Genomic DNA, 26,436 nt, shown 5'->3' with positions numbered 1-26,436 from the left:
ATTACCCTGGGCAGCTTGCCGAGCGGGCGCACCACACGCCAAGATAGCGACTGAACTCAGCAATCGAATGACGCCATGAAATTCTGCAGCCAGTGCGGCAACCCGGTCATACAGCGTGTTCCCGAGGGCGACAGCCGTCTGCGCTTCGTCTGTGAACACTGTGACACCGTTCACTATCAGAACCCGAACATCGTCGCCGGCTGCCTTCCCCTGTACGGCGACAAAGTCCTGCTGTGTCGGCGCGCCATCGAGCCCCGCATGGGTTTCTGGACCCTCCCTGCGGGCTTTATGGAAAACGGCGAAACCATCGAGCAGGCCGCGCGCCGCGAAACCCATGAAGAGGCCTGCGCAACGCTGAGCGATCTGCACCTGTACATGCTGATTGATGTCCCGCATATCAATCAGGTCCATGTGTTTTATCGCGCCGAAATGGCGACCCCGGCGTTTGCGGCGGGCATCGAAAGCCTGGAAGTCGGTCTGTTCGACGAAGCGGATATTCCTTGGTCCGAGCTGGCTTTCATGACGGTCAGACGTACTCTAGAATGCTTCTTCGCCGACCGGCGCCAGCAGCTTTATCCTGTGCGAACCGACGCGTTGCCGCCGTCACGGCCCATTCAGGACACTTAATTACATAACCGGCGCCAATGGGCGCCGTTTCAGGGAAATCGTTTCGATGCGTTGGTTGCTTGCTGTCTTGTGCTTTTCATTCGTTCCGGTGTCCCAGGCCACGTTTACGCAAACCATCGTACCCAAGGGTAGCGAGCAGAAAATCGTCGGCAACAAGGTGATCAACACCGAGAACATCGCCGACCGCAAAATCGAAAAGGTCCTGGTCCTCAAGTCAGCCCGCCAGTTGCAACTGATCAGCGGTGGCGAAGCGCTCAAGACTTACCGTATATCCCTGGGCAAGCAGCCCAAAGGCACCAAGCTGCAAGAAGGCGACCAGCGCACCCCGGAAGGCTTCTATTGGCTGGACTGGCGCAAGACCAGCACCAACTACAACCTGTCGATGCACATTTCCTACCCGAACATCACCGACTCGGCCCGTTCCCGGCGCGAAGGCGTCAACCCGGGCAGCATGATCATGATCCACGGCACGCCTGTGGATGAGGAATATCCCGAGTGGTATTTCCATACCCTGGACTGGACCAACGGCTGCATCGCGCTGAAGAACAACGATATGCGCGAGGTGTGGGAATTGGTGAAGGACGGCACGATGATCGAGATCAGGCCGTAGAGGGCAGAACTGCAGGACCGACCGGGCGGAGTTCCGCGTTAGCCGGGTGGGGTTGACTCCGGCCCCCGCATCCACTGACGCACAGACCTGCCCCGGGTGAATCCAGCCCCACGGACCCGCGTCACCCGCGGACCCTCAGTGTTTAGAAATCTTCCAGCCGCCAGACCTCATAGGCGGGCGTTTCATAGGGATGGCTCTGCTTGAGAGCCTCCACTACTTGCTGAATCAAGTCGTCCGACACGACCAGCTCGACTTTCCATTCCTCCACGCTTTCGGCCACGCCCGCTTGCCCAATGAACGGCTTGCTGCCGTCCAGTGGGCGGAACTGACCCTGGCCAAGCGTCTGCCATGCGCAACAGTCGTAAGCCCCGATTCGCCCTCCCCCAGCGGCGAATACGGCGTGCTTGACGACCTCTACATGGCTCGGCGAAACAAAGAAAGCCAGCTTGTACACCTTAGTCTGCCCAGACACGCGCGTTACGGAACATCCGCATCCACGCGCCGTCTTCGTTCCAGTCTTCCGGACGCCATGAGTTCTGCACCGCGCGGAATACCCGCTCAGGGTGCGGCATCATGATGGTCACGCGACCGTCGCGACTGGTGAGACCACCGATCCCTTGCGGCGAACCGTTCGGGTTGGCCGGGTAGGCTTCAGTGACCTTGCCGTGGTTGTCGACAAAGCGCAGCGCCACCGTGCCGGACACATCGGCAGCCACCAGCGCTTCATCACTGGCGAATTCCGCATGACCTTCGCCGTGAGCGATGGCAATGGGCATCCGTGAACCGGCCATGCCTTGCAGGAAGATCGAAGGCGATTCCTGGATCTGCACCATGGCGACACGCGCTTCGAACTGCTCGGAGCGGTTACGCACGAAATGCGGCCAGAATTCGGTGCCCGGGATCAGCTCGTGAAGGTTGGACAGCATCTGGCAACCGTTGCACACGCCCAGGGTGAAGCTGTCCTGGCGCTCGAAAAAGCCCTGGAAGGCATCGCGGGCACGTGCGTTGAACAGCGCGGACTTGGCCCAGCCTTCACCGGCACCCAGCACGTCGCCGTAGGAGAAGCCGCCGCAGGCAACCATACCCTTGAAGTCATTCAGGTCGACGCGACCGGCCAGAATATCGCTCATGTGGACGTCGATGGCGTTGAAGCCGGCACGGTCGAACGCTGCCGCCATTTCCACCTGACCGTTGACGCCCTGCTCACGCAGGACGGCCACTTGCGGGCGGATACCTGTCTTGATGTACGGTGCAGCGATGTCTTCGTTGACGTCGAAACCCAGCTTCACACTCAGGCCCGGATTGTCTTCTTCCAGCAGCGCGTCGAACTCTTGATCGGCGCACGCGGCGTTGTCGCGCAGACGCTGGATCTGGTAGCTGGTTTCGGCCCACTGACGCTGCAGCAAGCGGCGCTGACCGCTAAACACGGATTCACCATTGAAGCTGATCACGACTTCGTCGTTGTTCACCGGCTGACCGATGACTGAAACGCAGTCTTCAAGACCGGCAGCGCTGAACTGGGAAAGCACCAGCGGCGTGGCGTCCTGGCGAACCTGGATAACAGCGCCCAGCTCTTCGTTGAACAGAATCGCCGGCAGCTCGCTGGCAGTGTCCGCCAGGCCGTCCATGTGCAGGTCCAGACCGCAATGACCGGCAAAGGCCATTTCCAGTGCCGTCACCAGCACGCCGCCGTCGGAACGGTCGTGATAGGCCAGCAGGTGACCGTCGGCATTCAGGCCCTGGATCACCGCAAAGAACGCCTTGAGGTCTTCGGAATCGTCTACATCCGGTGCCACACGGCCAAGCTTGCCGTGCGTCTGAGCCAGAATCGAGGCCCCCATACGGTTCTGGCCGCGACCCAGATCGATCAGGATCAAGTCAGTGATGCCCTTGTCCATGCGCAGTTCGGGCGTCAGGGTCTGGCGGATATCCAGCACCGGCGCGAAACCGGTGACGATCAGCGACATCGGCGAAGTAACGGTCTTCTCGGCCCCTTCATCGCTCCAACGGGTTTTCATGGACATCGAGTCCTTGCCCACTGGAATGGTAATGCCCAGCGCCGGGCACAACTCCATGCCGACCGCTTTGACCGTGTCGTACAGACGCGCGTCTTCACCCGGATGGCCGGCAGCGGACATCCAGTTGGCCGACAGTTTGATATCGGAAATCTTGCCGATGCGGGACGCGGCGATGTTGGTCAGTGTCTCGCCGATGGCCATGCGACCGGACGCCGGAGCATCAAGCAGCGCCAGCGGGGTACGTTCGCCCATGGCCATGGCTTCGCCGGTGTTCACGTCGAAGCTGGTGGCGGTCACGGCGCAATCGGCAACCGGGACTTGCCAAGGGCCGACCATCTGATCACGGGCGACCAGCCCGGTGATGCTGCGGTCGCCAATGGTGATCAGGAAGCTTTTGCTGGCCACGGCCGGGTGATGCAGAACGCGCTGCACACTTTCTTCGATATCCAGTGTGCCCGGATCGAAGTCATCACCCAGTTCGGTTTCGCGATCAGCCGAACGGTGCATGCGTGGCGCCTTGCCCAGCAACACTTCCAGCGGCATATCCACCGGGTTGTTGCCGAAATGGCTGTCCGTCACGGTCAGTTGCGGTTCGGCAGTGGCTTCACCGACAACCGCGAACGGGCAACGCTCGCGCTCGCAGATGGCTTTGAAGCGCTCGAAGTCTTCGGCACCGACCGCCATGACGTAACGTTCCTGGGACTCGTTGCTCCAGATTTCCAGCGGGGCCATGCCCGGCTCGTCGTTAGGCACGTTGCGCAATTCGAAACGACCGCCGCGACCGCCATCGTTCACCAGTTCCGGGAAGGCGTTGGACAAGCCGCCGGCACCCACGTCGTGGATGAAGCTGATGGGGTTCTTGTCGCCCAACTGCCAGCAGCGGTCGATCACTTCCTGACAGCGCCGTTCCATTTCAGGGTTTTCACGCTGGACCGAAGCGAAGTCCAGGTCAGCAGAGCTGGTGCCGGTCGCCATCGACGAAGCCGCACCGCCGCCCAGGCCGATCAACATCGCCGGGCCACCCAGCACGATCAGCTTGGAGCCAACGGTGATTTCACCTTTCTGCACGTGTTCGGCACGAATGTTACCCATGCCGCCCGCCAGCATGATCGGCTTGTGGTAACCGCGAACTTCATCACCGTGAGGCGTGGCGATGGACTGCTCGAAGGTACGGAAATAGCCGGTCAGCGCCGGACGGCCGAATTCATTGTTGAATGCCGCGCCACCCAGGGGGCCTTCGAGCATGATGTCCAGCGCGGTGACGATGCGCTCGGGTTTGCCGTAAGGCACTTCCCAAGGCTGCTCGAAACCAGGGATCTGCAAGTTGGAAACGGTGAAACCGGTCAGGCCAGCCTTGGGCTTGGCACCGCGCCCGGTGGCGCCTTCGTCACGGATTTCGCCACCCGAACCTGTGGACGCACCCGGGAACGGGGCAATCGCCGTCGGGTGGTTATGGGTCTCGACCTTCATCAGAATGTGCACCGGCTCCTGCACCGCGCCGTACTGGCGGGTTTCAGGGTCCGGGAAAAAGCGACCGGCGACACTGCCGACGATGACCGAAGCGTTGTCCTTGTAAGCAGAAAGAACACCTTCGCTATGCATCACGTAGGTGTTCTTGATCATGCCGAACAGGCTTTTTTCCTGACTCTCGCCATCAATGTCCCAACTCGCGTTGAAGATCTTGTGGCGGCAGTGCTCGGAGTTCGCCTGGGCGAACATCATCAGCTCGATGTCGTGCGGGTTGCGACCCAGAGCGGCAAAGCTGGTGACCAGATAATCGATTTCGTCTTCGGCCAGTGCCAGGCCCAACTCGATGTTGGCCTTCTCCAGCGCGGCGCGACCACCGCCCAGGACGTCCACCGCCGTCAGCGGCTTGGGCTCGGCGTGAGTGAACAGGCCTTCGGCTTCCTGCACCGAGCCCAGCACCATCTGCGTCATGCGGTCATGCAGGCAACCGGCGATGACTTGCGCCTCGGCCTCGCTGAACTCACCTTCGACATAGAAGGTGATGCCACGCTCCAGACGCTGGATTTTCGACAGGCCGCAGTTACGGGCAATATCGCTGGCCTTGCTTGACCACGGCGAAATCGTGCCGAAGCGAGGCAATATCAGGAACAACCGGCCGCTGGGCTCTTGAACCGGCACGCTCGGGCCGTATTTCAAGATGCGAACGAGAACTTCCTGTTCCTCGCCAGTCAGATCGCCATCTATCTCAGCAAAGTGGGCGAATTCGGCATACAAGCCACCGACAGCTGAAACTTTTTGTTTCAGTTGTTCAAGTAATTTGCTGTGGCGAAAGGCAGAAAGGGCAGGAGCACCGCGCAGGATCAACATCTTCGGGACAGCCTCGGGAAGGGGGTGTGCTTTGAGGCCGTGCATTCTAGCCTAAACCGACCCTTTGAGCACCCGAAACGGCCAATTTGCCCCTACCCGAACGTCGGCGGGCTCCCCGGAGTGATCCAGCGCCAGCTCTATCAGACGCAGACTTCGCTGTCGAGATATGGCGGCAGGTGTCCTTTGCGTATACTGCACCGATGTTTTCCCAATCAGATTTCCGCCCTCGTTGTGCCAAATGGCTCATCGCAACCGGACTCTTCCTGATGCTCAGCGCCTGTGTGGACAAACCCACCACACTGGAGCGAGTCAAGGAGGATGGCGTTTTGCGCGTCGTCACTCGCAACAGTCCAGCGACCTATTTTCAGGATCGCAACGGTGAAACCGGTTTCGAGTACGAATTAGTCAAGCGTTTCGCCGAAGATTTGGGTGTTGAGCTCAAAATCGAAACGTCAGACAACATGGACGAGTTGTTTGATGAGATGCAAAAGCCGGGCGGCCCGGTCCTTGCCGCCGCCGGATTGATCGACACCGAAAACCGAAGAAAACAGGTGCGTTTTTCCCGCCCGTACCTGGATGTCACGCCACAAGTCATCTACCGCAACGGCCAATCGCGCCCCACTGATGCCAATGATCTGGTCGGTAAACGCATCATGGTGCTCAAGGGCAGCAGCCACGCCGAGCAACTCGCCGCGCTGAAACTGAAAAATCCTGCCATAGAATATGAAGAATCCGACGCCGTCGAAGTCGTCGATCTGTTACGCATGGTGGATGAAGGCCAGATCGACCTGACGCTGGTGGACTCCAACGAACTGGCGATGAATCAGGTGTACTTCCCTAATGTGCGGGTTGCTTTCGATCTCGGGGAAGGACGCCAACAGCGCTGGGCCGTGGCGCTGGGCGAAGACAACAGCCTGCTCAATGAAATCAACTCATTCCTCGACAAGGTGCAGAAGAACGGCACCCTGCAACGCCTCAAGGACCGGTATTACGGCCATGTGGACGTACTCGGCTATGTGGGCGCCTACACCTTCGCCCAGCACCTTCAGGAACGTTTGCCCAAGTACGAGAAATACTTCCAGACATCGGCCAAAAAAGAACAGGTGGACTGGCGTCTGCTCGCCGCGATTGGCTATCAGGAATCGTTGTGGCAGCCCAGCGTGACCTCCAAGACCGGGGTGCGCGGGTTGATGATGCTGACGCAAAACACCGCACAGGCCATGGGCGTAACCAACCGGCTGGATGCCAAACAGAGCATTCAGGGCGGGGCGAAGTACTTTGCCTACGTTAAGGATCAGCTAGACGACAAGATAAAAGAGCCCGATCGCACATGGTTTGCTCTCGCTTCCTACAACATAGGTAGCGGTCATCTGGAAGATGCGCGCAAATTGGCGGACAACGAGGGCCTTGATCCTAATAAATGGCTCGACGTGAAAAAAATGTTGCCCCGTCTGTCGCAGAAAAAATGGTACAGCAAGACGCGCTACGGCTATGCTCGAGGCGGTGAACCGGTGAGCTTTGTCGCCAACATTCGCCGCTATTACGACATTCTGACCTGGGTGACCCAGCCGCAACTGGAAGGCAGTCAGATTGCCGAAAGCAACCTGCACGTACCGGGCGTGAACAAGGTCAAACCGCCGGAAGAAAGCCCGCCGCTTTGATACTTCGGTCGCGTACGTCTCGTTGGAGCGAGGCTTGCCCGCGAATCAGGCACCTCGTTTTTTGAACTGCACCCCAAAAGTTGCGCACCTGCCCAGATTTTGGAGTGCAGTTCATTTCCAGAACCACCGCGTTTTCGTTCTTCGCGGGCAAGCCTCGCTCCAACGGGATCAGTGAGGTGCCGATTCGCTATAACGCGCTTTTCGTTCAACCCGTTACGCCGCCCTTCCCCCGCCGCATCCTGAAAAACTCGCTGAGCATCGCGCCGCACTCCTCGCCCAGAACGCCGCCCTCAAACAGAACCCGATGATTCAAAAACCCTTGGGAAAAGAATTGCCCCTGGCTTTGCACGATGCCAGCCTTGGGCTCAAGGGCGCCATAAACCACCCGCGCGACCCGGGAATGGACGATCAAGCCGGCGCACATGCTGCACGGTTCCAGGGTCACGTACAGTGTGCTGCCCGGTAGCCGGTAGTTACTCACGGCCTGGGCGGCAGCGCGGATGGCGACCATTTCCGCATGGGCGCTGGGATCGCTGCCACTGATGGGACGGTTGAACCCCCGACCGATAACCACCCCGTCCTGAACCAGCACCGCTCCGACGGGCACCTCGCCCAACAACGCACCTTCGGCCGCCAGGGCCAGTGCCTCTCGCATGAAGTACTGATCGCGGCTGCGATCAATGATTTGCGGTTGCTGCATTACGAAACCTCAATGGCTGCCATAAGCCCCGTTTCCATGTGATCAATCACATGGCAGTGGAACATCCACACGCCGGGATTATCCGCCACCAGCGCCACGCGCGCGCGCTCGTTCTTGCCCAACAGGAAAGTGTCGGTGAAATACGGCGTGATTTTTCGACGATTGGAGGCCAGCACCTTGAAGCTCATGCCATGCAAATGGATAGGGTGCTGATACTGAGTCATGTTTTTCAGCTCGAATATATAGCTCTTGCCCAGTTCCAGTTTTGCGATGGGGCGATCAACACAGGTCTTGTCGGTGATGTCCCATGCCTGACCGTTGATCTGCCAGAGGCTCGGCGGTTTACCGTTATCGACATTGACGGAGACCGAGCCCACCCATTCGAAGTTGAAATTGAGCTTCTCGGCGTTTTCCAGATCGGGTTCAGCGACGGGGTTTGCCGGCAACTGCGGCGGCCACTGCGTTGGCGCATCGCTGTTGGCCACTGAACGGAACGTCCCCAGCCGTACCGGCCCATTGCGCAACGACAGTTCCTGGCCCGCAGGCGGTGCCTTGATGGCCAGACAAATGCGCATCCCAGGGCCGAGCCAGTAACCCTTGCCCAGCGGTCGCGGCGTGATCGGGTTGCCGTCCAGCGCGTAGATCTGCGCTTCGACGCCAGGAATATTGAGGCGGTAGGTGACGGTGTTGTCGAGATTGAGCAGGCGCACGCGGACAATCTGGCCGGCAGGCAGATCAATCACCGCCTGAGGCACGCCATTGAGCGTCGAAAGCCGCCCCACGGTTCCTTCGCGCGCCGCTTCCCGGATGACGCTGAATTCAGTGAACGCGCCCACTTCGTCCACATGCCAGTTTTTCAGGCTCACCGTGCGCTCGTACTTGAAGCCGGTGGGTTCGCGCTCTTCGACGATCAGCGGACCGACCAGCCCGCGCCCCAGCTCTTCGCTGCTGCTGACGTGAGGGTGATACCAATAGCTGCCAGCATCGGGAACACGGAATTTATAGTCGAAATATTCGCCCGGTTTCACCGGCAATTGAGACAGATAAGGGACGCCGTCCATTTCCAGCGGCAATCGAATGCCGTGCCAGTGAATAGTGGTTTCAACCGGCAAGTGGTTGATGAAACGCAAACGCAGCCATTCGCCCTGACGCACGCGCAACTCCGTGCCCGGTGCCGAGCCGCCGAACGCCCAGGCCGGGGTCTGATGGCCGGGCACGAGTTCTACATCCAGCGGCGCAGCAATCAGCTCGAAATCGTGCCCCTCCCCCGGGCCACGTCGGCCCAGCCAATAACGCGATGCCCCGCCAGCCCCTAAACCAACCACGGCAAGACCGGCCAGACCTCCGAGTATTTGTCGACGGGTAAAGGACATAGACACACAAACCTCTGGAAGAAAACGAGCGCACCTGAGAGTCGATGCGAGGGGCGAATACGATACACCTGCATTTGGCAAAAAATAAGGGCGCCGATGTCGCACTATCTACGTATTCGCCACGGCGGCGATCGGCATCTTCCTCGGCACGCTCGCCCGCACCATGGCGCAGTTCGCCCTGATGATGATCATGACCGTGATGCCCATGATGATGCTTTCGGGCGGCATGTCGCCAATCGAGAGTCAGCCACAATGGGTCCAGTACGTGACGTGGTTTTTCCCGTCACGGCACTATGTGAGCTTCACGCAGGCGATCGTTTATAGAGGTGCGGACCTCGGCATCGTCTGGAAAGAGTTCCTGACGGTGCTGGTGATGGGCGTGACATTTCTCGCGGCAAGTCTGGTGCTGTTCCGCCGGTCCGTTGCAACCCTGCGATAGAGCCATGCACGGGAAAATCATCACGTCAGCGTCGTGTTGGCAGATAAACACGGAGGGGCCAAAGCCCTTCCACGCGCGGGTCAATCGTGCGGCAAGCGCGTCTTATCGCTGCGCGGCGTAAGAAAAGCCAGCACCGCCGCAACGATGAAAAGCGCGGGCACATCGCCAAATAAATGACCGAAATGGCGCTCTCCATCCATATCGACACCGAAGGACTGCACGGCCATGATCGCGCCATGCACGAGGCTCGACCATACCGTGAACCAGATCAGGCTCAGATGCTTCATCGGGTCCCGCGACGCCATCAGCAGGAACACGCCAAGCGTCGCGTAGATACCGACGATCATCAACGGATAGTAGGAATGCCCGCTGTGCCACGCCCAGCCGGATGGCCAGAGAATCATCAGCGGCCAGATCGCAAAAACGGCGATCAGACCTACAACGATCAAAACGATGCGCAAGACTGCGAGTCGTCGGGAGTCGTTCATGGTGCCTCTCGCCGTTACTGGATGCCCGTGAGTATAGAACCCTACTCAAACACACGCCCCAGCCACCGATACCGTCAGTCATCTGGACGGTATCGGACCAGGGTGTCGAGGAGAGGGTATTGATAATGCTGGCGGTATTGATGGTTAGGTTTGGGTTATTCCCACTCTATTATCAATTGACCAAAAAACTCTTATAAAACAGAGTTTTCAGACATTGGATAATTGAACAACCATGAAAAATGCCATGCACATTAAAACGTTCAAGAAGTCGGATTAGCCTCTCTCGTGGCAAAGGCTGCCGAGAGCTGACGCTTAGTGAAAATGGAAAAGCTTTAGGATCAGGCCCGAGGCCTTCTCACCGTCGGCCTCGTAGAGGCCGCGCAATGAAGCTTGATCGTTGAGTTTGTGCAGGTTGAAATGGTTATAGAACGCTTGGCCTAATCGCTGATGCTTGAAGCTCCCTATAGCCCAAAGCCGGATGAACTCCTCATAGGCGGCGCGTTCGATCTGCAACGAGAAATTGCTTTCCATCTTCAGGCAACCACAGTAAAGGGACTTAAGCGTACAAACGGTCTGTCAATCCTTCAAGCTCGACCCTTCACACGGACAGGCGCCTTTCGGCCGATTGTGTTGAAAAAGTCGGTTTTCCCAAAACACTCGACTATTGATGGATGAAAACACCTCTGTTGCGCGCTGCTACGTGAAATCCGAGTACTGAACCTTCTGCCAAAAATTCAGATTTCAATCTCAGGCGCGTACTTTTCTGGCGTGGAATTCGAAGCCGACTTTTTCAACAGAATCGGCCATAAGCGGTCGTCCAAGATTTCCGCCGCATCCCCGGGCCAGCTCACCGACGCCGAGGGAACGACTGGCGTCGATGAAACTGCGGTTTTGCTTGAGTACGAGGCCAGCGGCCCCGCCTTTGAATGGCGCCAGCTCGCAACCAACAACAGAAGCTGCTGACCTGCGCCGCTACGCGTCAGACTGTCCCAGGAAGCCATGCCCCTGGAAATCAATCTGACGCTTTACGCCACGTCGTCAGGGCCTAGCGGATCTTGTACAGCACCGCAGCCCCTGGCTTGGCTTCAAAAGCCGGCACGGTACGCTGCTCGAGGGGGCTACCCTTGGCGTCCCACACCAGGGTGTCCGATGGGTAATCGTCCTTACGGGTCATGGCGTCGATCTGCTTGACGATCACCGCCGAGCCTGCCGATACTTCGGGATTCCATTCAAACACGCCGACTCTGCCGTAGAACACGGCCGGCGCGTCGGCATCGAGGCGACGGTCGGGGCACATGACCAGACCGCGCTCGAGCATGACCCGCAACGCGCCGACCGGCACTGCCTTCACGGTAGGCGTGGTGCGCTCGGTGCTGTGGCCCGGGCACACATTGGCCGAGCGGGTCACCATGTCCTCGACCACTTCACGATCGGATTGGGCCTGCGCCGACAAGGCAACGGCAGACAGGGCGAGCAGGGCGAGATTTGACTTCCAGAGCATGTGAAAACTCCTATGGGACAAAATACTCCAACGTTGCGGACCGCTCACATGCAAGAGCATGTCCGTTGCCAGGGCCACATGGATGCTACCACAACGATATTTGGCAATTTGCGTCGACTGGCCCGCAGGGCCGCCGGGGCCACGTACGTACGAGTGCAATCACTGACTCCCGTTCCAGGAGCCGCCCAGGGCCGCTTGCAACTGGACGCTGGTCACCAACTGCGTGGCCACCAGGCTGAGCAAGGTCTGGCGCTCACTAAGGCTGGTGGCTTGGGTGGTGGCGACATCCAGGTAGTCAATGACCCCTGCTTCATATTGGTCACGGCTGACCGACGCCGACTCTTCGGCCGATTGCGCAGAATTACGCCGCGCTTCCAGTTCCGGCTGCAAGGTGCGCAGCTCCACCAGGTAATCCTCGACCTCACCCAACCCAGTCAATACAGTCTGGCGATAGGTCGCGACCTTGGCATCGTAGGCATAGCGGGACTGCTCCACCGCGGCTTTGGTGGCGCCAAAGTCGAAGATCGTGCCAGTCAGGCTCGGGCCAATGGACCAAAAGCGGTTGGGCAACGAGAACAGGTGGCCCATGCTCGATCCCTCGTAACCGCCACTGGCGCTCAGGCTCAGATCCGGGTAGTACGCGGCCGTCGACACTCCGACGGCCGCGTTGGCGGCAGCCATGTCGCGTTCGGCCGAGGCGATGTCCGGGCGGCGCTCCAACAGGCGGCTGGGCACGCCCAGTGGCACGGTGGGCACGTGGTACTGCCAGGCCGAGTCCACCGCCAGCGCGAAATCTGCCGGAGCCTTGCCGATCAACAGAGCAATGGCGTGCTCGTACTGGGCGCGCTGCCACTGCAGGTCGAGCATTGAAGCCTGGGCGCTTTGCAGCTGGGTCTTCCCGGTGGCCAAATCAGCCCGCGAGGAGATCTGCTCGTCGTATTTGTTCTGGATGACTTGCAGGTAGCGTTGGTAACCGGCAATGGTCTCCCGGTACAGGGCGATACGCTGATCGAGAATGCGCAACTGGAAATAATCCTGAGCCAGCGACGACTGTGCGCTCAGGGTGGCGTTGGCCAGGTCAGCAGCGCTGACCTGCGCGCTGGCGCGATTTTCCTCGACGGTGCGACGCAGCTTGCCCCAGATATCGGCTTCCCAACTCAGGCTTAGGGTCGCCGAGTAATCCTTGCTCACCCCGCTACTGTTAGTGCTGCTGGACGAAGAACCGGTGGCAGACTTGCTACGGGTATTCTCCAGCGTGCCGCTCAGGCTCGGTAACTGGTCGGCCCGGGACTCACGCACCAGCGCCAGGGCCTTACGGTACTGGGCAGCGTAGAGCGCAACGTTCTGGTTGTTGAGTTGCACCTGGGCCGCCAGCGTGTTCAGTTGCCGGTCCTGGTACAGCTCCCACCATGGCCCCTTGGGCAGTTCGTCCTGGGGGTTCGCCGCCTTCCAGCCTTCGGCCTCCTTGAAGGTGGTGGAGATCGGCGCAGTCGGCTTGTGGTAGTCGGGCCCGACCGTGCAGCCGCCCAGCAAACTGCTGGCCAGCAGCACGGCGATACAGAGGCGCGAAGGCAGTAGAGCGTTCATTCATTAACCCTTGTCAGTCAGCCAGGCACGTGAGTACGGCGTATACGTGTATGCCAGAAATGCCGGGAAGCACGGCTCAGGCGGTCAAGATAGAGGTACACCACAGGCGTGGTGAACAGCGTCAGCAGTTGGCTTACCACCAGGCCACCGGCAATGGCCACGCCCAGCGGCTTGCGCAGGTCGGCATCGCCGCCGCTGGCCAGGGCCAGGGGCAAGGCACCGAAGAAGGCCGCCAGGGTGGTCATCATGATGGGCCGGAAGCGCATGCGGCAGGCCTCGATGATGGCTTGTTCGGGCGTCAGCTTGCGGTCGCGCTCGGCCATCAGGGCGAAGTCGATCATCATGATGGCGTTCTTCTTTACGATACCAATCAGCAACAAAATGCCGATCAGGGCGATCACCGTCAGTTGCATGTTCACCACTTTGAGCAGCAACAGCGCTCCCACGCCCGCCGACGGCAACGTCGACAGAATGGTCAGCGGGTGGATGTAACTTTCGTACAGCACCCCCAACACGATGTACACCGCCAGCAAGGCCGCAGCGATCAACCACGGCATGCTCGCCGCCAGCGATGCGTAGGCCTGGGCGGTACCGGCGAAGCCGGACTGGACGTCCCGTGGCAGGCCGACCTTGTCGACGGCGCTGTTGATGGCCGCCGTGGCCTGTCCCAGCGACACCCCGTCCTGCAGGTTGAAAGCAATCGTGCTGGTGGCCGACTGGCCTTGGTGGGCCACTGCCAGTGGTGCGTTGTCCGGTTTGAAGGTAGCGAATGCGGTCAGGGGCACCTGCTGGTTATCGCTGTTGATCACGTACATGCGCTCGAGCATGGTCGAGTCACTGGTGTACACCGGGTCCAGGCCCATGACGACATGGTATTGGTTGAGCGTCTTGTACAGCGTCGCCACCTGGCGCTGGCTATAGGCATTGTTCAGCAGGTTGTCGATGTCGCTGACGCTCACCCCCAAACGGCTGGCGGCGGCGCGGTCGATGTCCAGCTTGATGGCCTGGCCACCTGTCTGGGAGTCGGAGTCGATACCGGTCAATTCCGGCAAGGCACGCAACGCAGCCTCGACCTTGGGCTCCCAGGCCCGTAGCAGGTCCAGGTCGTCCGCCTGCAGGCTGAACTGGAAGCTGGCATTGGCGCTGCGGCCGCCCACGCGAAGGTCTTCGGCCGGCATCAGGAATACCTGGATGCCCGCCACTTTGCTATTCGCCCTGGTCAACCGGTTCGCCACAACTGCCGCACTGCTGGTGCGCTGTTTGTAGTCCTTGAGGCGCACGAAGAAGTCACCGGTGTTGCGCGAGCCTGCGCGGCCGCTGCCAGTGGATGACATAACCGCCTCCACGTCGGGGTCGGCGGCCAGGTCGTGGGCAATCTGCATCAAGTGCGGCTTGAGTGCCTGGAACGAGATGTTCTGGTCGGCGCGCACGGCACCCATCAGCAGCCCGGTGTCCTGGGCCGGAAAGAAACCTTTCTGAACGGTGGCATACAGGTAGACGTTGAACGCGACAGTCAGCAACAGGCTGAACAGTGTCAGCAAACGGTGGCGCATGACCCAGGCCAACGCTATCAAATACGCCGCCTGCAAGCGCGCCAGAGCGGCTTCGATCCACTGGTACAGACGCGGCTCCCTGGCGTCGTGGGCCGGCTGGCGCAACAGCATGACGCACAGCACCGGCGTCAGGCTCAGGGACACGAGCATCGACAAGCCCAAGGCGATGCTCAAGGTCACCGCAAATTCGCGGAACAACCGGCCAACGATGTCCCCCATGAGCAAAATCGGAATGAACACCGCTATCAGCGACAAGGTCATGGACAGCACCGTGAAGCCGACCTCGCGGGTGCCCATCAGCGCCGCCCGCAGGGGACGCATGCCTTGCTCCTGGTAACGAGCGATGTTCTCGAGCACGACGATGGCGTCGTCCACCACAAAGCCGGTGCAGATGATCAGCGCCATCAGTGACAAGTTGTCGAGGCTATAGCCCAGCAGGTACATGATCGAACAGGTGCCAATCAGCGAGACCGGCAGCACCACCGCCGGAATCAACGTGGCACGCAGGTCGTGCCTCTGATTCTGATCACAAGGATGTGAAATGCCCGCGGACTCACGCTGCCCACTGCACAAGCCAAGCCCCTCTCGATATGTCGTGGGGCTGGCCCGCTTGTCGTCGATGAATGCAAGACACCTCGCGCTGACGGCGCTGGCAGTGTGGACACTTTTTACGACCGCCGCCGCTCAGGCTGCCGGGCCTGAAGAGGAATTACTGCGTCAGCAGGAGCGTGAGCGCGCGCTGCGTGATCAATTGGAATCGCGGCCCGATGTGCGGCTTCAGGCACCTGCGCTCGACGAAGGCGGCTCTCGTCTTCCTGTAAAAGAAGCGCCCTGCTTCGCCATTAAAGACATCCGCCTGATTGGCGACGCATCCGAGAAGTTTCAATGGGCGCTGAAGGCCGCCAACCCCGAGGACGACCCCGCCGTGGGGCGTTGCCTGGGTGGCGCGGGCATCAACATGACGATGAAGCGCATGCAGAATGCGATCATCCAGGAGGGATTTGTCACCACCCGCGTGCTTGCCGAAGCGCAGGACCTCAACAGCGGGATTCTGGTGCTGACAATCGTGCCGGGGCGCATCCGTGAAATCCGCTTTGCCGAAGGCACCAGCCGCCGCGCCAACCTGTGGAATGCGATGCCTGCCAACCCCGGCGACCTGCTTAACCTGCGCGATATCGAACAGGCGCTGGAAAACTTCAAGCGCGTGCCCACTGCCGACGCCGACATTCAGATCACCCCCACCCTTGCGGCTGATGCCAAGCCCGGCGAAAGCGATGTGGTGATCAAATGGAGCCAGCAGTTTCCGGCCCGCGTGAGCCTGTCCTTCGACAACTCGGGCAGCAAATCCACAGGCAAGTATCAGGGCAATGTGTCGCTGTCGCTGGACAACCTGCTGTCGCTCAACGACTTGTTCTACGCCAGCTTCAACCACGACCTGGGCGGCGGCGAGTCCGGCCGACACGGCTCCAATGGCAATACGCTCCACTACTCGCTGCCGATGGGTTACTGGCAACTGGCGTTCACCACCAGCGAGTACAACTACGAGCAGTCGGTCGCCGGCGCTACCCAGACGTACCAGTATCGAGGCGAAAGCCGTACCAACGATCTGCGCCTGTCGCGTCTGCTTTACCGCGATGCCGTGCGCAAGACCACGGCGTGGGGTGGCCTATGGACACGGTCTTCTGAAAACTTCATCGACGACACAGAGATCGGCAACCAGGATCGGCGCATGGCGGGCTGGCAGCTCGGCCTGGATCATCGGGAATTTATCGGCACCTCTATTCTGGACCTTGGCGTCGCCTACCGTCGCGGCACCGGCGCACATGATTCGTTGTCGGCGCCCGAAGAAGCCTCTGGAGCCGGCACATCCCGCTCGCAGATCATCACCGCCGACGCCCAGTTGCAAGTGCCCTTCGCCTTCAGCGACCAGCGTCTGCGCTATATCGGCAGTTGGAGGTCGCAATGGAACCGCACGCCGTTGGTGCCGCAGGACCGCTTCTCGATTGGCGGACGTTACAGCGTGCGCGGGTTTGACGGCGAAAACATTCTTTCTGCCGATCGCGGCTGGACACTGCGCAACGAAGTCGGCCTGGCGCTGGGGCAAACCGGCCAGGAGCTTTACACCGGTGTCGACTACGGCGAAGTCAGCGGTCAGGCCAGTAAGTTCCTGATTGGTAAACGGCTGGCGGGGGCTGTGGTGGGTGTGCGTGGTGGTTACAAGGGCCTGTCTTATGACTGGTCGGTAGGCACGCCGCTCAAGAAGCCCGATGGCTTCAAGACCGCCAACGTGACCAGCGACTTTACCGTCATCTGGTCGTTCTGAGGGGTAATGCCATGCGTTTTGAAACCCTGGACATCACGGCCCCCGGCCTGATCGACGAGCCTTGGAACGAGGCGGCGGTGCTGGGCTCGGTCACTTGGTTGTGGATGCATTCCAGCGCTCACCGGGATGCGCCACTGCACAGCTTACCGACACTTCTGCTGCCGGCGCTCAAGCATCGCCAATTCGTGCTGGGCAGCGAGCACGGCAAGCCGGTGTGCTACCTCTCTTGGCTTAACGTCGATGAGGCAGCGGAACAACGCTATTTGCAGCAATCACCGTTTACATTGAGCGACGCGGACTGGAATTGCGGCGAGCGCCTCTGGCTGAACGACTGGGTCGCGCCGTTTGGCCATACGGCCACCTTTACCCGAATCCTCCAGCGCCACCTGTTCGCCAACCGATGCGGTCGCGCGCTGTATCACCGGGGCGACGAGCGAGGCCTGCAAATCAAGACATTCCAGGGCATCGGTGTGATCCCTGAACAGGCCAGAGCCTGGTTTGCAGCTCACCCGGTTGCCACAGCACCGTAACTTCAACTTTTGTATCGCGGGCCGGCTCCGCAAATGGAATTGCTATGAACAAGCACCTGTACCGAATTGTTTTCAACAAGGCACGCGGGCTGTTGATGGTGGTGGCGGAGAACGTCACCAGCCAGGTCAAGGCGCCGGGCACTCGCGTCAGCCTCACCACCGCCGACGCGGGCTGCACGGCAACGCTCGGGCCGATGCGTTTTGCATTGATGATCGCGCTCGGGCTGGTGTCCTGGAGCGCTGTACCGGCGTGGGCGGCGGGCACGATTGTGGCCGATCCGACTGCCGCAGCCGGCCAGCGTCCGACGGTGATTCAAAGCGCCAACGGCACGCCGCAGGTGAATATTCAGGCGCCCAGCGCGGCCGGGGTTTCGCGTAACACCTACAATCAATTCGATGTCGACCCGCGCGGCGTCATCCTCAACAACAGCGGCGCCAACACCCAAACGCAACTGGGTGGCTGGATCGAAGGCAACGCAGCGATGGCCAAAGGCAGCGCGCGGGTCATCCTCAATGAGGTCAACGCCAGCAACCCCAGCCAGTTACGCGGCTATGTCGAAGTCGCCGGGCAACGCGCCCAAGTGGTCATCGCCAACCCGGCCGGCATTACCTGCGACGGTTGCGGCTTCATCAACGCCAACCGTGCGACCCTGAGCACCGGTCAGGTGCAGCTGGAGAACGGCAGCATCAGCGGCTACACCGTGAACGGCGGCACCCTGAACATTCAGGGCAAGGGCCTTGATAGCCGCGACGCCGATTACACCGACCTGATTGCCCGTACCGTGCAGGTCAATGCGGGTATCTGGGCCAATGACCTTAAGGTCACCGCCGGACGCAATCAGGTCAACGCCGACAACACCCAGGCCAAGCCTCAGGCCGGCGCCGACGGCGACAAGCCAGCCGTCGGCATCGACGTGGCGCAATTGGGCGGAATGTACGCCGGGAAGATCGTGCTGGTGGGGACCGAATCGGGTGTCGGCATGCGCAATGCCGGGCAAATTGGCGCCATGGCGGGTGAAGTGGTCGTCAACGCAGACGGCAAACTGCACAACATGGGCACAATCAGCGGCACCACGGCCACCCGTATCACTGCCACAAGCGTTGACAATAGCGGCTCGCTTTACGCCAAGGGCGATTTGAACCTCACCAGCTCAGGGGATATCGACAACAGCGGCACCATTGCCAGCCAGAATCAAACAACCCTCAGTGCCAAATCGATTCGTAGCACCCAGGGCTCAAGCCTGGCGGCGGGCGCAGGCGTGGACGGCAAACTGGGCAGCAGCGGCAACCTTGCGGTGCGCGCCACCCACGTCAAAGCGCAGGGTCAAAACCTGGCGGCAGGCGATGTCAGCATCCAGGCCGATGATCTGGACCTCAGCGGCAGCCAGACTCAAGGCCGCAATGTCACCCTGACCGCCAACAACGGCGATAGCAATCTCAGTGGCAGCCGCGTGGATGCCAGCCAGACCCTCGCGGCCAACGCGACAAAAACCCTGCGCACCGACAGCGCCAGCGTCAACGCCGACAACCTGCAACTGAACGCCAGTGATCTGTCCAACGTCGGCGGCGAGCTGGTGCAGACCGGCGTCGCCGACACCTCGATAAACGCCAGCGCGACCCTCGACAACCGCAGTGGACGCATTGCCTCCAACGCCAACAATGCACGGATCAGCGCCAGCCGCGTCGACAACAGCGGCGGCACCATCGAGCATGCCGGCAAGGGTTCGCTGGGCATTCAGGCCAACCAACTCGGCAGTACCAAAGGCAGCATTGCCAGTAATGGCAGCGTGTCGATCAAGGCTGACGACGTGGTGCTGGATGAAGGTCTGGCCCAGGGCCAACAGCTCACACTCCAGGCCCGCACCCTGTCCAATCAATACGGGCGCATTCTGCAAACGGGGCTGGAGCCTTTACAGATCAATGTCAGCGAGCAATTCAACAATCAGAACGGCCAGGTCAACAGCCCAGGCGCTGTGGCGATCAACGTTGGCACGCTGAATAATAAGAACGGCAAAGTTGTTGCAACCGACGGCGGCCTGCTGACGGTGACCGCCAGTGATCTGATCGACAACAGCGGCGGCACGCTGGCGGCCAGCGGCACCGCGCAACTGAACGGCGCACGCCTGGAAAATACCCAAGGCACCGTCAGCGCCGGTGGCGAGCTGCAAGCGCAGTTCAGCCAGTTGAACAACATCGGCGGCACGCTCGCGTCTACCCAGCGCATGGCGATCATCGCCGGGCAGTTCAACAACACCAATGGTGTGCTTGGCTCGGTGCAGTCCGGCCTTTCGGTCAACGTGACCAACGGCGCGCTGACCAACAATGGCGGGCGTCTGGAAGCCCAGGGTGACATCGCCGTTACAGCTCAGGGCCTGGATAACCGCAGTGGTGTGATCAGCGGTCAGGCATTGGACCTCAACAGCAACGGCGCTCTGGCCGACAACAGCGACGGTACACTCGACGCCCGCGCCACCCTCGACCTGCGCAGCGGCGAGTTGCGTAACGCGGCGGGCTTGATTCAGTCCACAGGCAAGCTGTTCATCGACACCGGCAGCCAGGCGCTGAACAACCTGCAATCCGGCACCACCAAAGGCATCAGCGGCCAGGATGCCGTGGAAATCCGTAGCGCCAGCCTCACCAACAACGCGGGCTTTTTGAGCGCCAAGGGCAACCTGTTGCTCAACGCCAGCGACGTGGCCAACACCGACGGTGGCCAGATCATTGGCGAGAAAACCGTCCACATCGAAGGCGCACAACTGGACAACCGTGGCGGCCAATTGCAAAGCCTCGGCGACGTTGAACTGGTGCTGGGTCAGACCCTTAACAATCAGGGCGGTCTGGTGCGCAGTGCCGGCGCATTGAGCCTGAGCACCGACGCGCTCGACAACACCTCCACGCAGGGCACCAACCAAGGCCTTGAAGGCCGCAGCATGAACCTGGCGGTCAACACCCTCAACAACCAGAGCGGTGCTTTACGCACCGATGAAGGTCTATTGCTGGGCGTGAGCCAGACGCTGAATAACCAGAACGGGCTGATCTCTTCGACCGGCGACCTGACGATCAGCGACCGCGATACCGCGCAGCGTCGCCAATCGGTGAATAACCTCGACGGCACGCTGATTGCGGGCAAGCTGCTGTCGCTCAACGCCGCGTATTACAGCGGCACGGGCCGGGCCCTGAGCCTGGGCGACATCAACTTCAGGGTGCAGAGCGGCCTTGATCTGAGCGGGCAGATTCAAGCCAACAACGGCGTTGATCTGAGCACCGCCGGAGCGCTCAACAACACCGGGCGTTTGCTGGCGGGCAAGTCCCTGCTAGTCAGCGCGCGGACGCTCGACAACAGCGCCAACGCCGAAATCAGCGCGGGCCAGGTGCGCCTGAACGCCGCCGACACCCTGACCAACCGCGGGCTGATCGACGGCCAGCAAGTCCGCGTGCAGGCAGCGACGCTGAATAACCTCGGCACCCGCGCCTGTATGGCGACCAACTGGCGATAGCCACCTCGACGTTGAACAACCTCGATGAAAATGGCACCGCAGCAACGATAGCAGCCCGTGAGTCACTGAATATCGGCACCGCAACCCTGAATAACCGCGAGCAATCGCTGATCTTCAGTGCCGGCGACCTCGCCATTGGCGGGACCTTGAGCACGCTCGACACCGCTGAGGGTCGCGCTCAATTGCTGACCAATGCCAGCGCGACCCTCGAAGCGCTTGGCGATCTGTCTTTGAACGTACAAAGCGTGCGCAACACCAACGAACATTTCAGCACGCGCGATGTTGAGGTCAGTCGAACACCCGAGCAGGAATTTCAACTCACCGGCTCGACCAACCGCTACCAAGCCAACGAGATCTCCCTGCGTCACGATGAGGTGAATTACCTGGTCACCCCCGAGGGCCAGCGCGACAACTGGAACCGCTACGACTACACCCGCGTCGTCAACGAAACCCAGATCGCCACCTCGGCCCCGGCGCAGATCCTGTCTGGCGGGACAATGCAGATCAGCGCTGGCGACGTGCTCAACGACAAGAGCCGCATCGCCGCCGGCGGACTATTGCAGGCAGACGTCACCAGCCTGACCAACACCGAAGTGTCGGGCCAGCGCACCACCGTCGACAGCGGCAGCGTCACCAACTTCTACCGCATCCAGCGCAAGGGCCGCGACCGGCAAGGCGCGAACACCGCAGCCTATACCCCTGCCCCGCTGATTCAGGATATTTCCCTGCAACCTACCGTCTTCGCGCAGAACACAGCGGTCAGCGGCACGGGCACCCAGATCAGCGCACGCGGTACTCAGGCCGTCGGCCAGCAGATCGCTTCCACCGGTACGGTCAGCGCTCCGGCCGCCCGTACCTTTCAAGTAGCTCCGATCGTTCAGGTTGCAGCGCAGACCACCCAGAACGCACAAGGCGTGGCCGAGCAAATTCGCACTGGGGGCCCGTCCCTGGAATTGCCGAATAACAGCCTGTTCACCACCCATCCGCAGACCACCAGCAATTACCTGGTCGAAACAGATCCGCGTTTCGCCAGCTATCGCACCTGGCTGTCGTCGGATTACATGCTGGAGCGTTTGCAAGTCGACCCTGCCTTGACCCAGCAGCGCCTCGGCGATGGCTTCTATGAGCAGAAACTGATTCGCGAACAGGTCGCGCAACTCACGGGTCGGCGCTTTCTCGACGGCTACGCCAACGACGAAGCGCAATACCGGGCGCTGATCGACAACGCCGTCACCCTGGCCAATCAATGGCAACTGGTGCCCGGCGTCGAGCTGTCCCCCGAGCAGATGGCTCAACTGACCAGCGACATCGTCTGGCTGGTACAAAAAAAGGTCACCCTCGCCAACGGCGAAACCCGCAACGTGCTGGTGCCACAGGTCTATGTGCGGGTGCAGGAAAGCGACCTCAACGGCTCTGGCTCGCTGATTGCCGGGCAACGCCTGAACCTGAACATTGCCGGTGATCTGGTCAACAGCGGCAGCCTGGCCGGGCGCAGCGTGATGGCGATTACCGCGCAGAACATCGAAAACCTCGGCGGCCGCATCCAGGCCGACAAGGTCTCGCTGACAGCACGGGAAAACCTCGACAACCTCGGCGGCCTGATCGGCGCGACAGACAGCCTCGCCATCAACGCCGGGCAAAACGTCAACGTTGTGTCCAGCAGTCGCGACAGCAGCAGTGCCCAGGGCACACGAACCAACCTGTCACGCGTGGCCGGCCTGTTCGTCAGCGGCGCTGACGGCACCATGGACGTCAACGCGGGCAAAGACCTCAGCCTGATCGGCGCTCAGGTGGTCAACGCAGGCGCCGGCGGCAGTACCTCGCTGCAAGCAGGCAACAACATCAACCTGACCACCGTTGGCGAAGCCCATCAGCAATCGGTTAACTGGAACGGCAGCAACTGGCGCAAAGACGCCAGCCAGACCGAAGTCGGCTCAACCATTCAAGGCCAAGGCGATGTGCGCCTCAGTGCCGGGCAGGACCTCAATGCCCGAGGCGCAAGCGTCACCAGTCAGCAAGGTGCAATCATCGCCGACGCCGGGCGCGACGTGAACCTGACCGCTGCGCAAAACACCCAGTTTGCCGATGAAGCGCACAAATTCAAAGGCAGCAACGGCCTGTTCTCCAGCAAGACCACCACCACACGCGACACCGTCAACCAGACCCAGGCGCAGGGCTCGACGCTGAGTGCCGAGAAAACCTATGTGCAGGCCGGTCGCGACATCAACGTCAGCGGCAGCAACGTGGTGTCCACCAACCAGACCGTCCTGGCGGCTGACAACAACATCAATATCGAAGCCGCGACGGAAAGCAGCAGCGAACGTCACGACAAGTCAGTCAAGAAAAGCGGCCTGTTCAGCGGCGGCGGCATCGCGGTCACGCTCGGCACCCAGCAGCAAACGGTCAAGGACCTCACCACCAGCCAGACCGCAGCGGCGAGTACCGTGGGCTCGACCAAGGGCGATGTGCTGATGGAAGCGGGCAAAGGCTACCGCCAGGTGGGCAGCCAGGTGAGCGCGCCCGAAGGCAGCGTCGATATCACCGGGCAAACCATCGATGTCGTTGAAGCCCGCAACACCAGCAAGCGCGAACGTGAAACCCTGTTCAAACAGACCGGGTTCACTCTGACGGTGACTAACCCTGTCATCAGTGCAATCCAGACCACCCAGCAGATGAAGCAGGCATCGGAGAAAACCGATGACGGGCGCATGAAGGCGCTGGCAGCGGCCACGGTCCTGCTGGCCGGTAACAACGCCGCCACGGCGGTGGCAATGGACCCTGGCGCGGCAGGCGGTATTAACATCAGCCTGTCGCTGGGCACCAAGAAGAACGAAAGCAAAACCACCCAGACCAGCGACAGCGCCGCCGGCTCGACCATCACCGCCGGTCAAGATGTGCGCCTGCGCGCGACCGGCGCAGGTGCAGACAGCAACATCACGGTCCAAGGCAGCCAGATCAAGGCCGGGCGTGACGCCAGCCTGATGGCCGACGGCGACATCAACCTGCTCGCCGCCAACAACACCAGCCAGCAAAACACCGACAGCAAAGGCAGCAGCGCCAGCATCGGTATCGGCCTCTCGCTGGGCGGTAGCAGAAACGGCTTTACCCTGGACCTGGGTGCCACCGGAAACCGGGGCCAGGCCGACGGCGACGAGCTGACCCATACCAATACCAAAGTGGAGGCTGGCAACCAGTTGCTGCTGTCATCCGGCGGCGACACGCAGCTTAAGGGGGCGGTGGCCAGTGGCAAAAAAGTAATCGCCGACATCGGCGGCGATCTTAATATCGAAAGCCTGCAAGACACCAACACGTACAAAGTCGATGAAAAGAGCCTGGGCATCGGCATCAGTCTTTGTATTCCACCGTTCTGCTACGGCATGAGCTCGATAAGCGGTGCCAGCGCAAACTTTGGCGCAACCAACATCGACTCCAACTATGCCAGCGTCACCGAGCAGTCAGGCATCAAGGCTGGCGATGACGGTTTCGACATCAACGTGCGGGGCAACACCGATTTGGTCGGCGGCGTGATCGCCAGCAGTGACAAGGCCGTGCAGGACGGTAACAACCGCCTCATCACCTCAAGCCTCACCAGCCGCGACATCAAGAACAAGGCGGATTACGACGCCAATACCGTCAGCCTGGGCGGCGGCTACAACGAAGTCGGCAAGGACCAGAAGGGCAACGCGCAGACTGGCGGCAAGGTTAACCCGGGCACCGACCTGGCCAAAAACGAGAACAACATCGGCGCCAACATGCCGATCGCCATCAGCGCCAGCGACAAGGCCAGCAGCGTGACGCGCAGCGGTATCAGTGGCGGTGCCGTCGTCATTACCGACGACGCCGAGCAACACAAGCGCACCGGTCAGACCGCAGAACAAACCGTCGCCAGCCTCAACCGTGATGTGTCCAGTGATCGCGATGGCAGCAACTCGCTAAAGCCGATCTTCGACGAAGACGAAGTCCGCGCCGGTTTCGAGATCGTCACCGCGTTTTCCAACGAAGCCAGCACCTTCCTCGCCAACAAGGCGCGGGAAGCGGACCTCAAGCGGCAACAGGCCAAAACGCTGCAGGCAGAAGCCGATAAAATCGACGGGCAGAACGATGCCGCACAGATGGCCCTGCAGATCCGTGCAAGGCAACTGTCGGCAGAAGCCAACGACATCTCCGAAAACTGGGGCGCAGGCGGCACCTACCGACAAATCACCACAGCCCTGATCGGTGCCGCAGGCGGCAACATCAGCGCCGGCAACGCCGCGTTCGTGCAAAGTCTGGTGGTCAATTACGTCCAGCAACGCGGCGCAGGCTACATCGGCGATTTGGTAGCGGACGGCGAACTCACGGAAGGCTCCCCACTGCACGCCGCCCTGCACGGCATCGTCGCCTGCGCGGGCGCCGCCGCCAGCAGCCAAAGCTGCGGCAGCGGTGCCGCAGGCGCAGCGGCGTCCAGCCTGCTGACCGGCCTGTTCTCGCAAAGCAGCCCAGACGAAAGCGAAGAACAACGCGAAGCCAAACGTAATTTGATCGTCAGCCTGGTGACGGGTTTGGCTGCGACCAGTGCTTCTATCGACCCGACTGCCGCGAATACGGCGGCGGGTGCGGCGGTGGATAACAACTGGTTGGCGACGCAGCAGATAGTGCAATACAAGAAGGAACTGGACGAAGCGAAGGGTACTGAAGTATTTACCGTTTTTGCAAAGTGGGCATTCATCAGCAGCAAGCAAGATGTCCTGACCCAGTTCGGCATTGGTAAAGGGCTGGCTAAATCGGGCTGGAATGATGTTGAAGGTCTGGCTCAGTTCGTGACGAATCCTATTGAAGGATTAAAGGGCCTCAAAGAGCTGATTGCAAATCCAGAGGTCCAGAAGCAGTTCAAAACCGAATTTCTAGCAGACGCAAACAAGAAGATTGACACGATCACAAACGCGCTGGAAGTAGGCGGTAGTCAGAACGCCGAGGACTTGGGCGTAGCGCTTGGAGAGATTGCCTGGCAGGTCGGTAGCATTGTCACCGGCGTGGGGGGCGTTGCGAAAGGCGGCGTCGCCCTGGCCAAAGCCGGGATCAAGGTGGGCACCGCAGAACTTGAAACGATGGCTGGTCTGGCTAGAATGGAGAAGCTCGCCAAAGCCGAAGCTGTACGCAACCGTGTTGTAGGCGCCATTGCAGATAGCCAGGAGGCAAGTGCTAGCTCCAAATTC

15 protein-coding genes and 2 pseudogenes are annotated in these 26,436 nt (G+C 60.7%); 8 read left to right on the top strand and 9 right to left on the bottom strand.

Features of this window, described 5'->3' with window-relative positions:
* Positions 1–75: 75 nt before the first annotated feature.
* Both ACP7B0_RS10490 and ACP7B0_RS10485 read left to right on the top strand, forming a co-directional pair.
* Entirely contained in the window at positions 76–627 is a 552-nt protein-coding gene (locus ACP7B0_RS10490; RefSeq protein WP_426141222.1) for an NUDIX hydrolase, read from the top strand.
* Positions 628–817: 190 nt separating this feature from the next.
* Positions 818–1,237, top strand: a pseudogene (locus tag ACP7B0_RS10485) (L,D-transpeptidase family protein); the annotation flags it as partial.
* Between the two features lie 142 nt (positions 1,238–1,379).
* On the opposite strand, the gene ACP7B0_RS10480 reads toward ACP7B0_RS10485, so the two are convergent.
* A complete protein-coding gene (locus tag ACP7B0_RS10480) occupies positions 1,380–1,691 on the bottom strand; it encodes an NGG1p interacting factor NIF3 (RefSeq protein WP_426141221.1) in 312 nt (103 codons plus the stop codon).
* A gap of 1 nt (position 1,692) precedes the next feature.
* Positions 1,693–5,589 carry a phosphoribosylformylglycinamidine synthase gene (gene purL, locus ACP7B0_RS10475; protein ID WP_426141552.1) on the bottom strand — a complete coding sequence of 1,299 codons (3,897 nt, stop codon included), beginning with the start codon at positions 5,587–5,589 and terminating at the stop codon, positions 1,693–1,695.
* Between the two features lie 200 nt (positions 5,590–5,789).
* Here purL and mltF point away from each other — a divergent pair, with 200 nt between their 5' ends.
* Positions 5,790–7,250 (top strand): membrane-bound lytic murein transglycosylase MltF, encoded by a 1,461-nt coding sequence (gene mltF / locus ACP7B0_RS10470; protein WP_426141220.1) that lies wholly within the window; start codon positions 5,790–5,792, stop codon positions 7,248–7,250.
* 205 nt (positions 7,251–7,455) lie between these two features.
* Here the strand turns inward: mltF and tadA are convergent, their stop codons facing one another.
* Together tadA and ACP7B0_RS10460 are read right to left on the bottom strand one after the other, a co-directional pair.
* Entirely contained in the window at positions 7,456–7,950 is a 495-nt protein-coding gene (gene tadA / locus ACP7B0_RS10465; protein ID WP_426141218.1) for a tRNA adenosine(34) deaminase TadA, read from the bottom strand.
* On the bottom strand, positions 7,950–9,323 hold the full coding sequence (locus ACP7B0_RS10460) for a multicopper oxidase family protein (RefSeq protein ID WP_426141216.1): 1,374 nt from the start codon (positions 9,321–9,323) through the stop codon (positions 7,950–7,952). The genes tadA and ACP7B0_RS10460 overlap by 1 nt, the downstream gene beginning before the upstream one ends.
* A 163-nt stretch (positions 9,324–9,486) precedes the next feature.
* Here ACP7B0_RS10460 and ACP7B0_RS10455 point away from each other — a divergent pair, with 163 nt between their 5' ends.
* Complete coding sequence (locus ACP7B0_RS10455) at positions 9,487–9,762, top strand: hypothetical protein (protein ID WP_426141215.1); 276 nt, start codon at positions 9,487–9,489, stop codon at positions 9,760–9,762.
* Between the two features lie 80 nt (positions 9,763–9,842).
* Here the strand turns inward: ACP7B0_RS10455 and ACP7B0_RS10450 are convergent, their stop codons facing one another.
* Both ACP7B0_RS10450 and ACP7B0_RS10445 read right to left on the bottom strand, forming a co-directional pair.
* Positions 9,843–10,250 (bottom strand): DUF6632 domain-containing protein, encoded by a 408-nt coding sequence (locus ACP7B0_RS10450; protein WP_426141214.1) that lies wholly within the window; start codon positions 10,248–10,250, stop codon positions 9,843–9,845.
* A gap of 312 nt (positions 10,251–10,562) precedes the next feature.
* Complete coding sequence (locus ACP7B0_RS10445; RefSeq protein ID WP_426141213.1) at positions 10,563–10,781, bottom strand: hypothetical protein; 219 nt, start codon at positions 10,779–10,781, stop codon at positions 10,563–10,565.
* Positions 10,782–11,018: 237 nt separating this feature from the next.
* Between ACP7B0_RS10445 and ACP7B0_RS10440 the strand changes: the two genes are divergently transcribed.
* Complete coding sequence (locus tag ACP7B0_RS10440; RefSeq protein ID WP_426141212.1) at positions 11,019–11,213, top strand: hypothetical protein; 195 nt, start codon at positions 11,019–11,021, stop codon at positions 11,211–11,213.
* A gap of 82 nt (positions 11,214–11,295) precedes the next feature.
* Here ACP7B0_RS10440 and ACP7B0_RS10435 read toward each other — a convergent pair whose 3' ends face one another.
* The 3 genes from ACP7B0_RS10435 to ACP7B0_RS10425 all read right to left on the bottom strand — a co-directional run bounded on the left by ACP7B0_RS10435 (position 11,296) and on the right by ACP7B0_RS10425 (position 15,464).
* Entirely contained in the window at positions 11,296–11,751 is a 456-nt protein-coding gene (locus tag ACP7B0_RS10435) for a hypothetical protein (protein ID WP_426141211.1), read from the bottom strand.
* Between the two features lie 159 nt (positions 11,752–11,910).
* Positions 11,911–13,338, bottom strand: coding sequence for an efflux transporter outer membrane subunit (locus ACP7B0_RS10430; protein WP_426141210.1), 1,428 nt, complete (start codon positions 13,336–13,338; stop codon positions 11,911–11,913).
* 17 nt (positions 13,339–13,355) lie between these two features.
* Positions 13,356–15,464 carry an efflux RND transporter permease subunit gene (locus tag ACP7B0_RS10425; protein WP_426141209.1) on the bottom strand — a complete coding sequence of 703 codons (2,109 nt, stop codon included), beginning with the start codon at positions 15,462–15,464 and terminating at the stop codon, positions 13,356–13,358.
* 46 nt (positions 15,465–15,510) lie between these two features.
* Here ACP7B0_RS10425 and ACP7B0_RS10420 point away from each other — a divergent pair, with 46 nt between their 5' ends.
* From ACP7B0_RS10420 to ACP7B0_RS10410, 3 genes and pseudogenes are all read left to right on the top strand, one after another.
* On the top strand, positions 15,511–17,214 hold the full coding sequence (locus ACP7B0_RS10420; RefSeq protein WP_426141551.1) for a ShlB/FhaC/HecB family hemolysin secretion/activation protein: 1,704 nt from the start codon (positions 15,511–15,513) through the stop codon (positions 17,212–17,214).
* An 11-nt stretch (positions 17,215–17,225) separates the two neighbouring features.
* The gene (locus tag ACP7B0_RS10415; RefSeq protein ID WP_426141208.1) at positions 17,226–17,744 is read left to right on the top strand and encodes a toxin-activating lysine-acyltransferase; all 519 of its coding nucleotides are present in this window, start codon (positions 17,226–17,228) and stop codon (positions 17,742–17,744) included.
* Positions 17,745–17,788: 44 nt separating this feature from the next.
* A pseudogene (locus ACP7B0_RS10410) lies at positions 17,789–26,370 on the top strand (hemagglutinin repeat-containing protein); the annotation flags it as partial.
* Between the last annotated feature and the right edge of the window lie 66 nt (positions 26,371–26,436).

The organism is Pseudomonas sp. DWP3-1-2 (genome assembly GCF_049896285.1).
GTDB lineage: Bacteria > Pseudomonadota > Gammaproteobacteria > Pseudomonadales > Pseudomonadaceae > Aquipseudomonas.
This window is presented reverse-complemented; position numbering and strand designations above follow the sequence as displayed.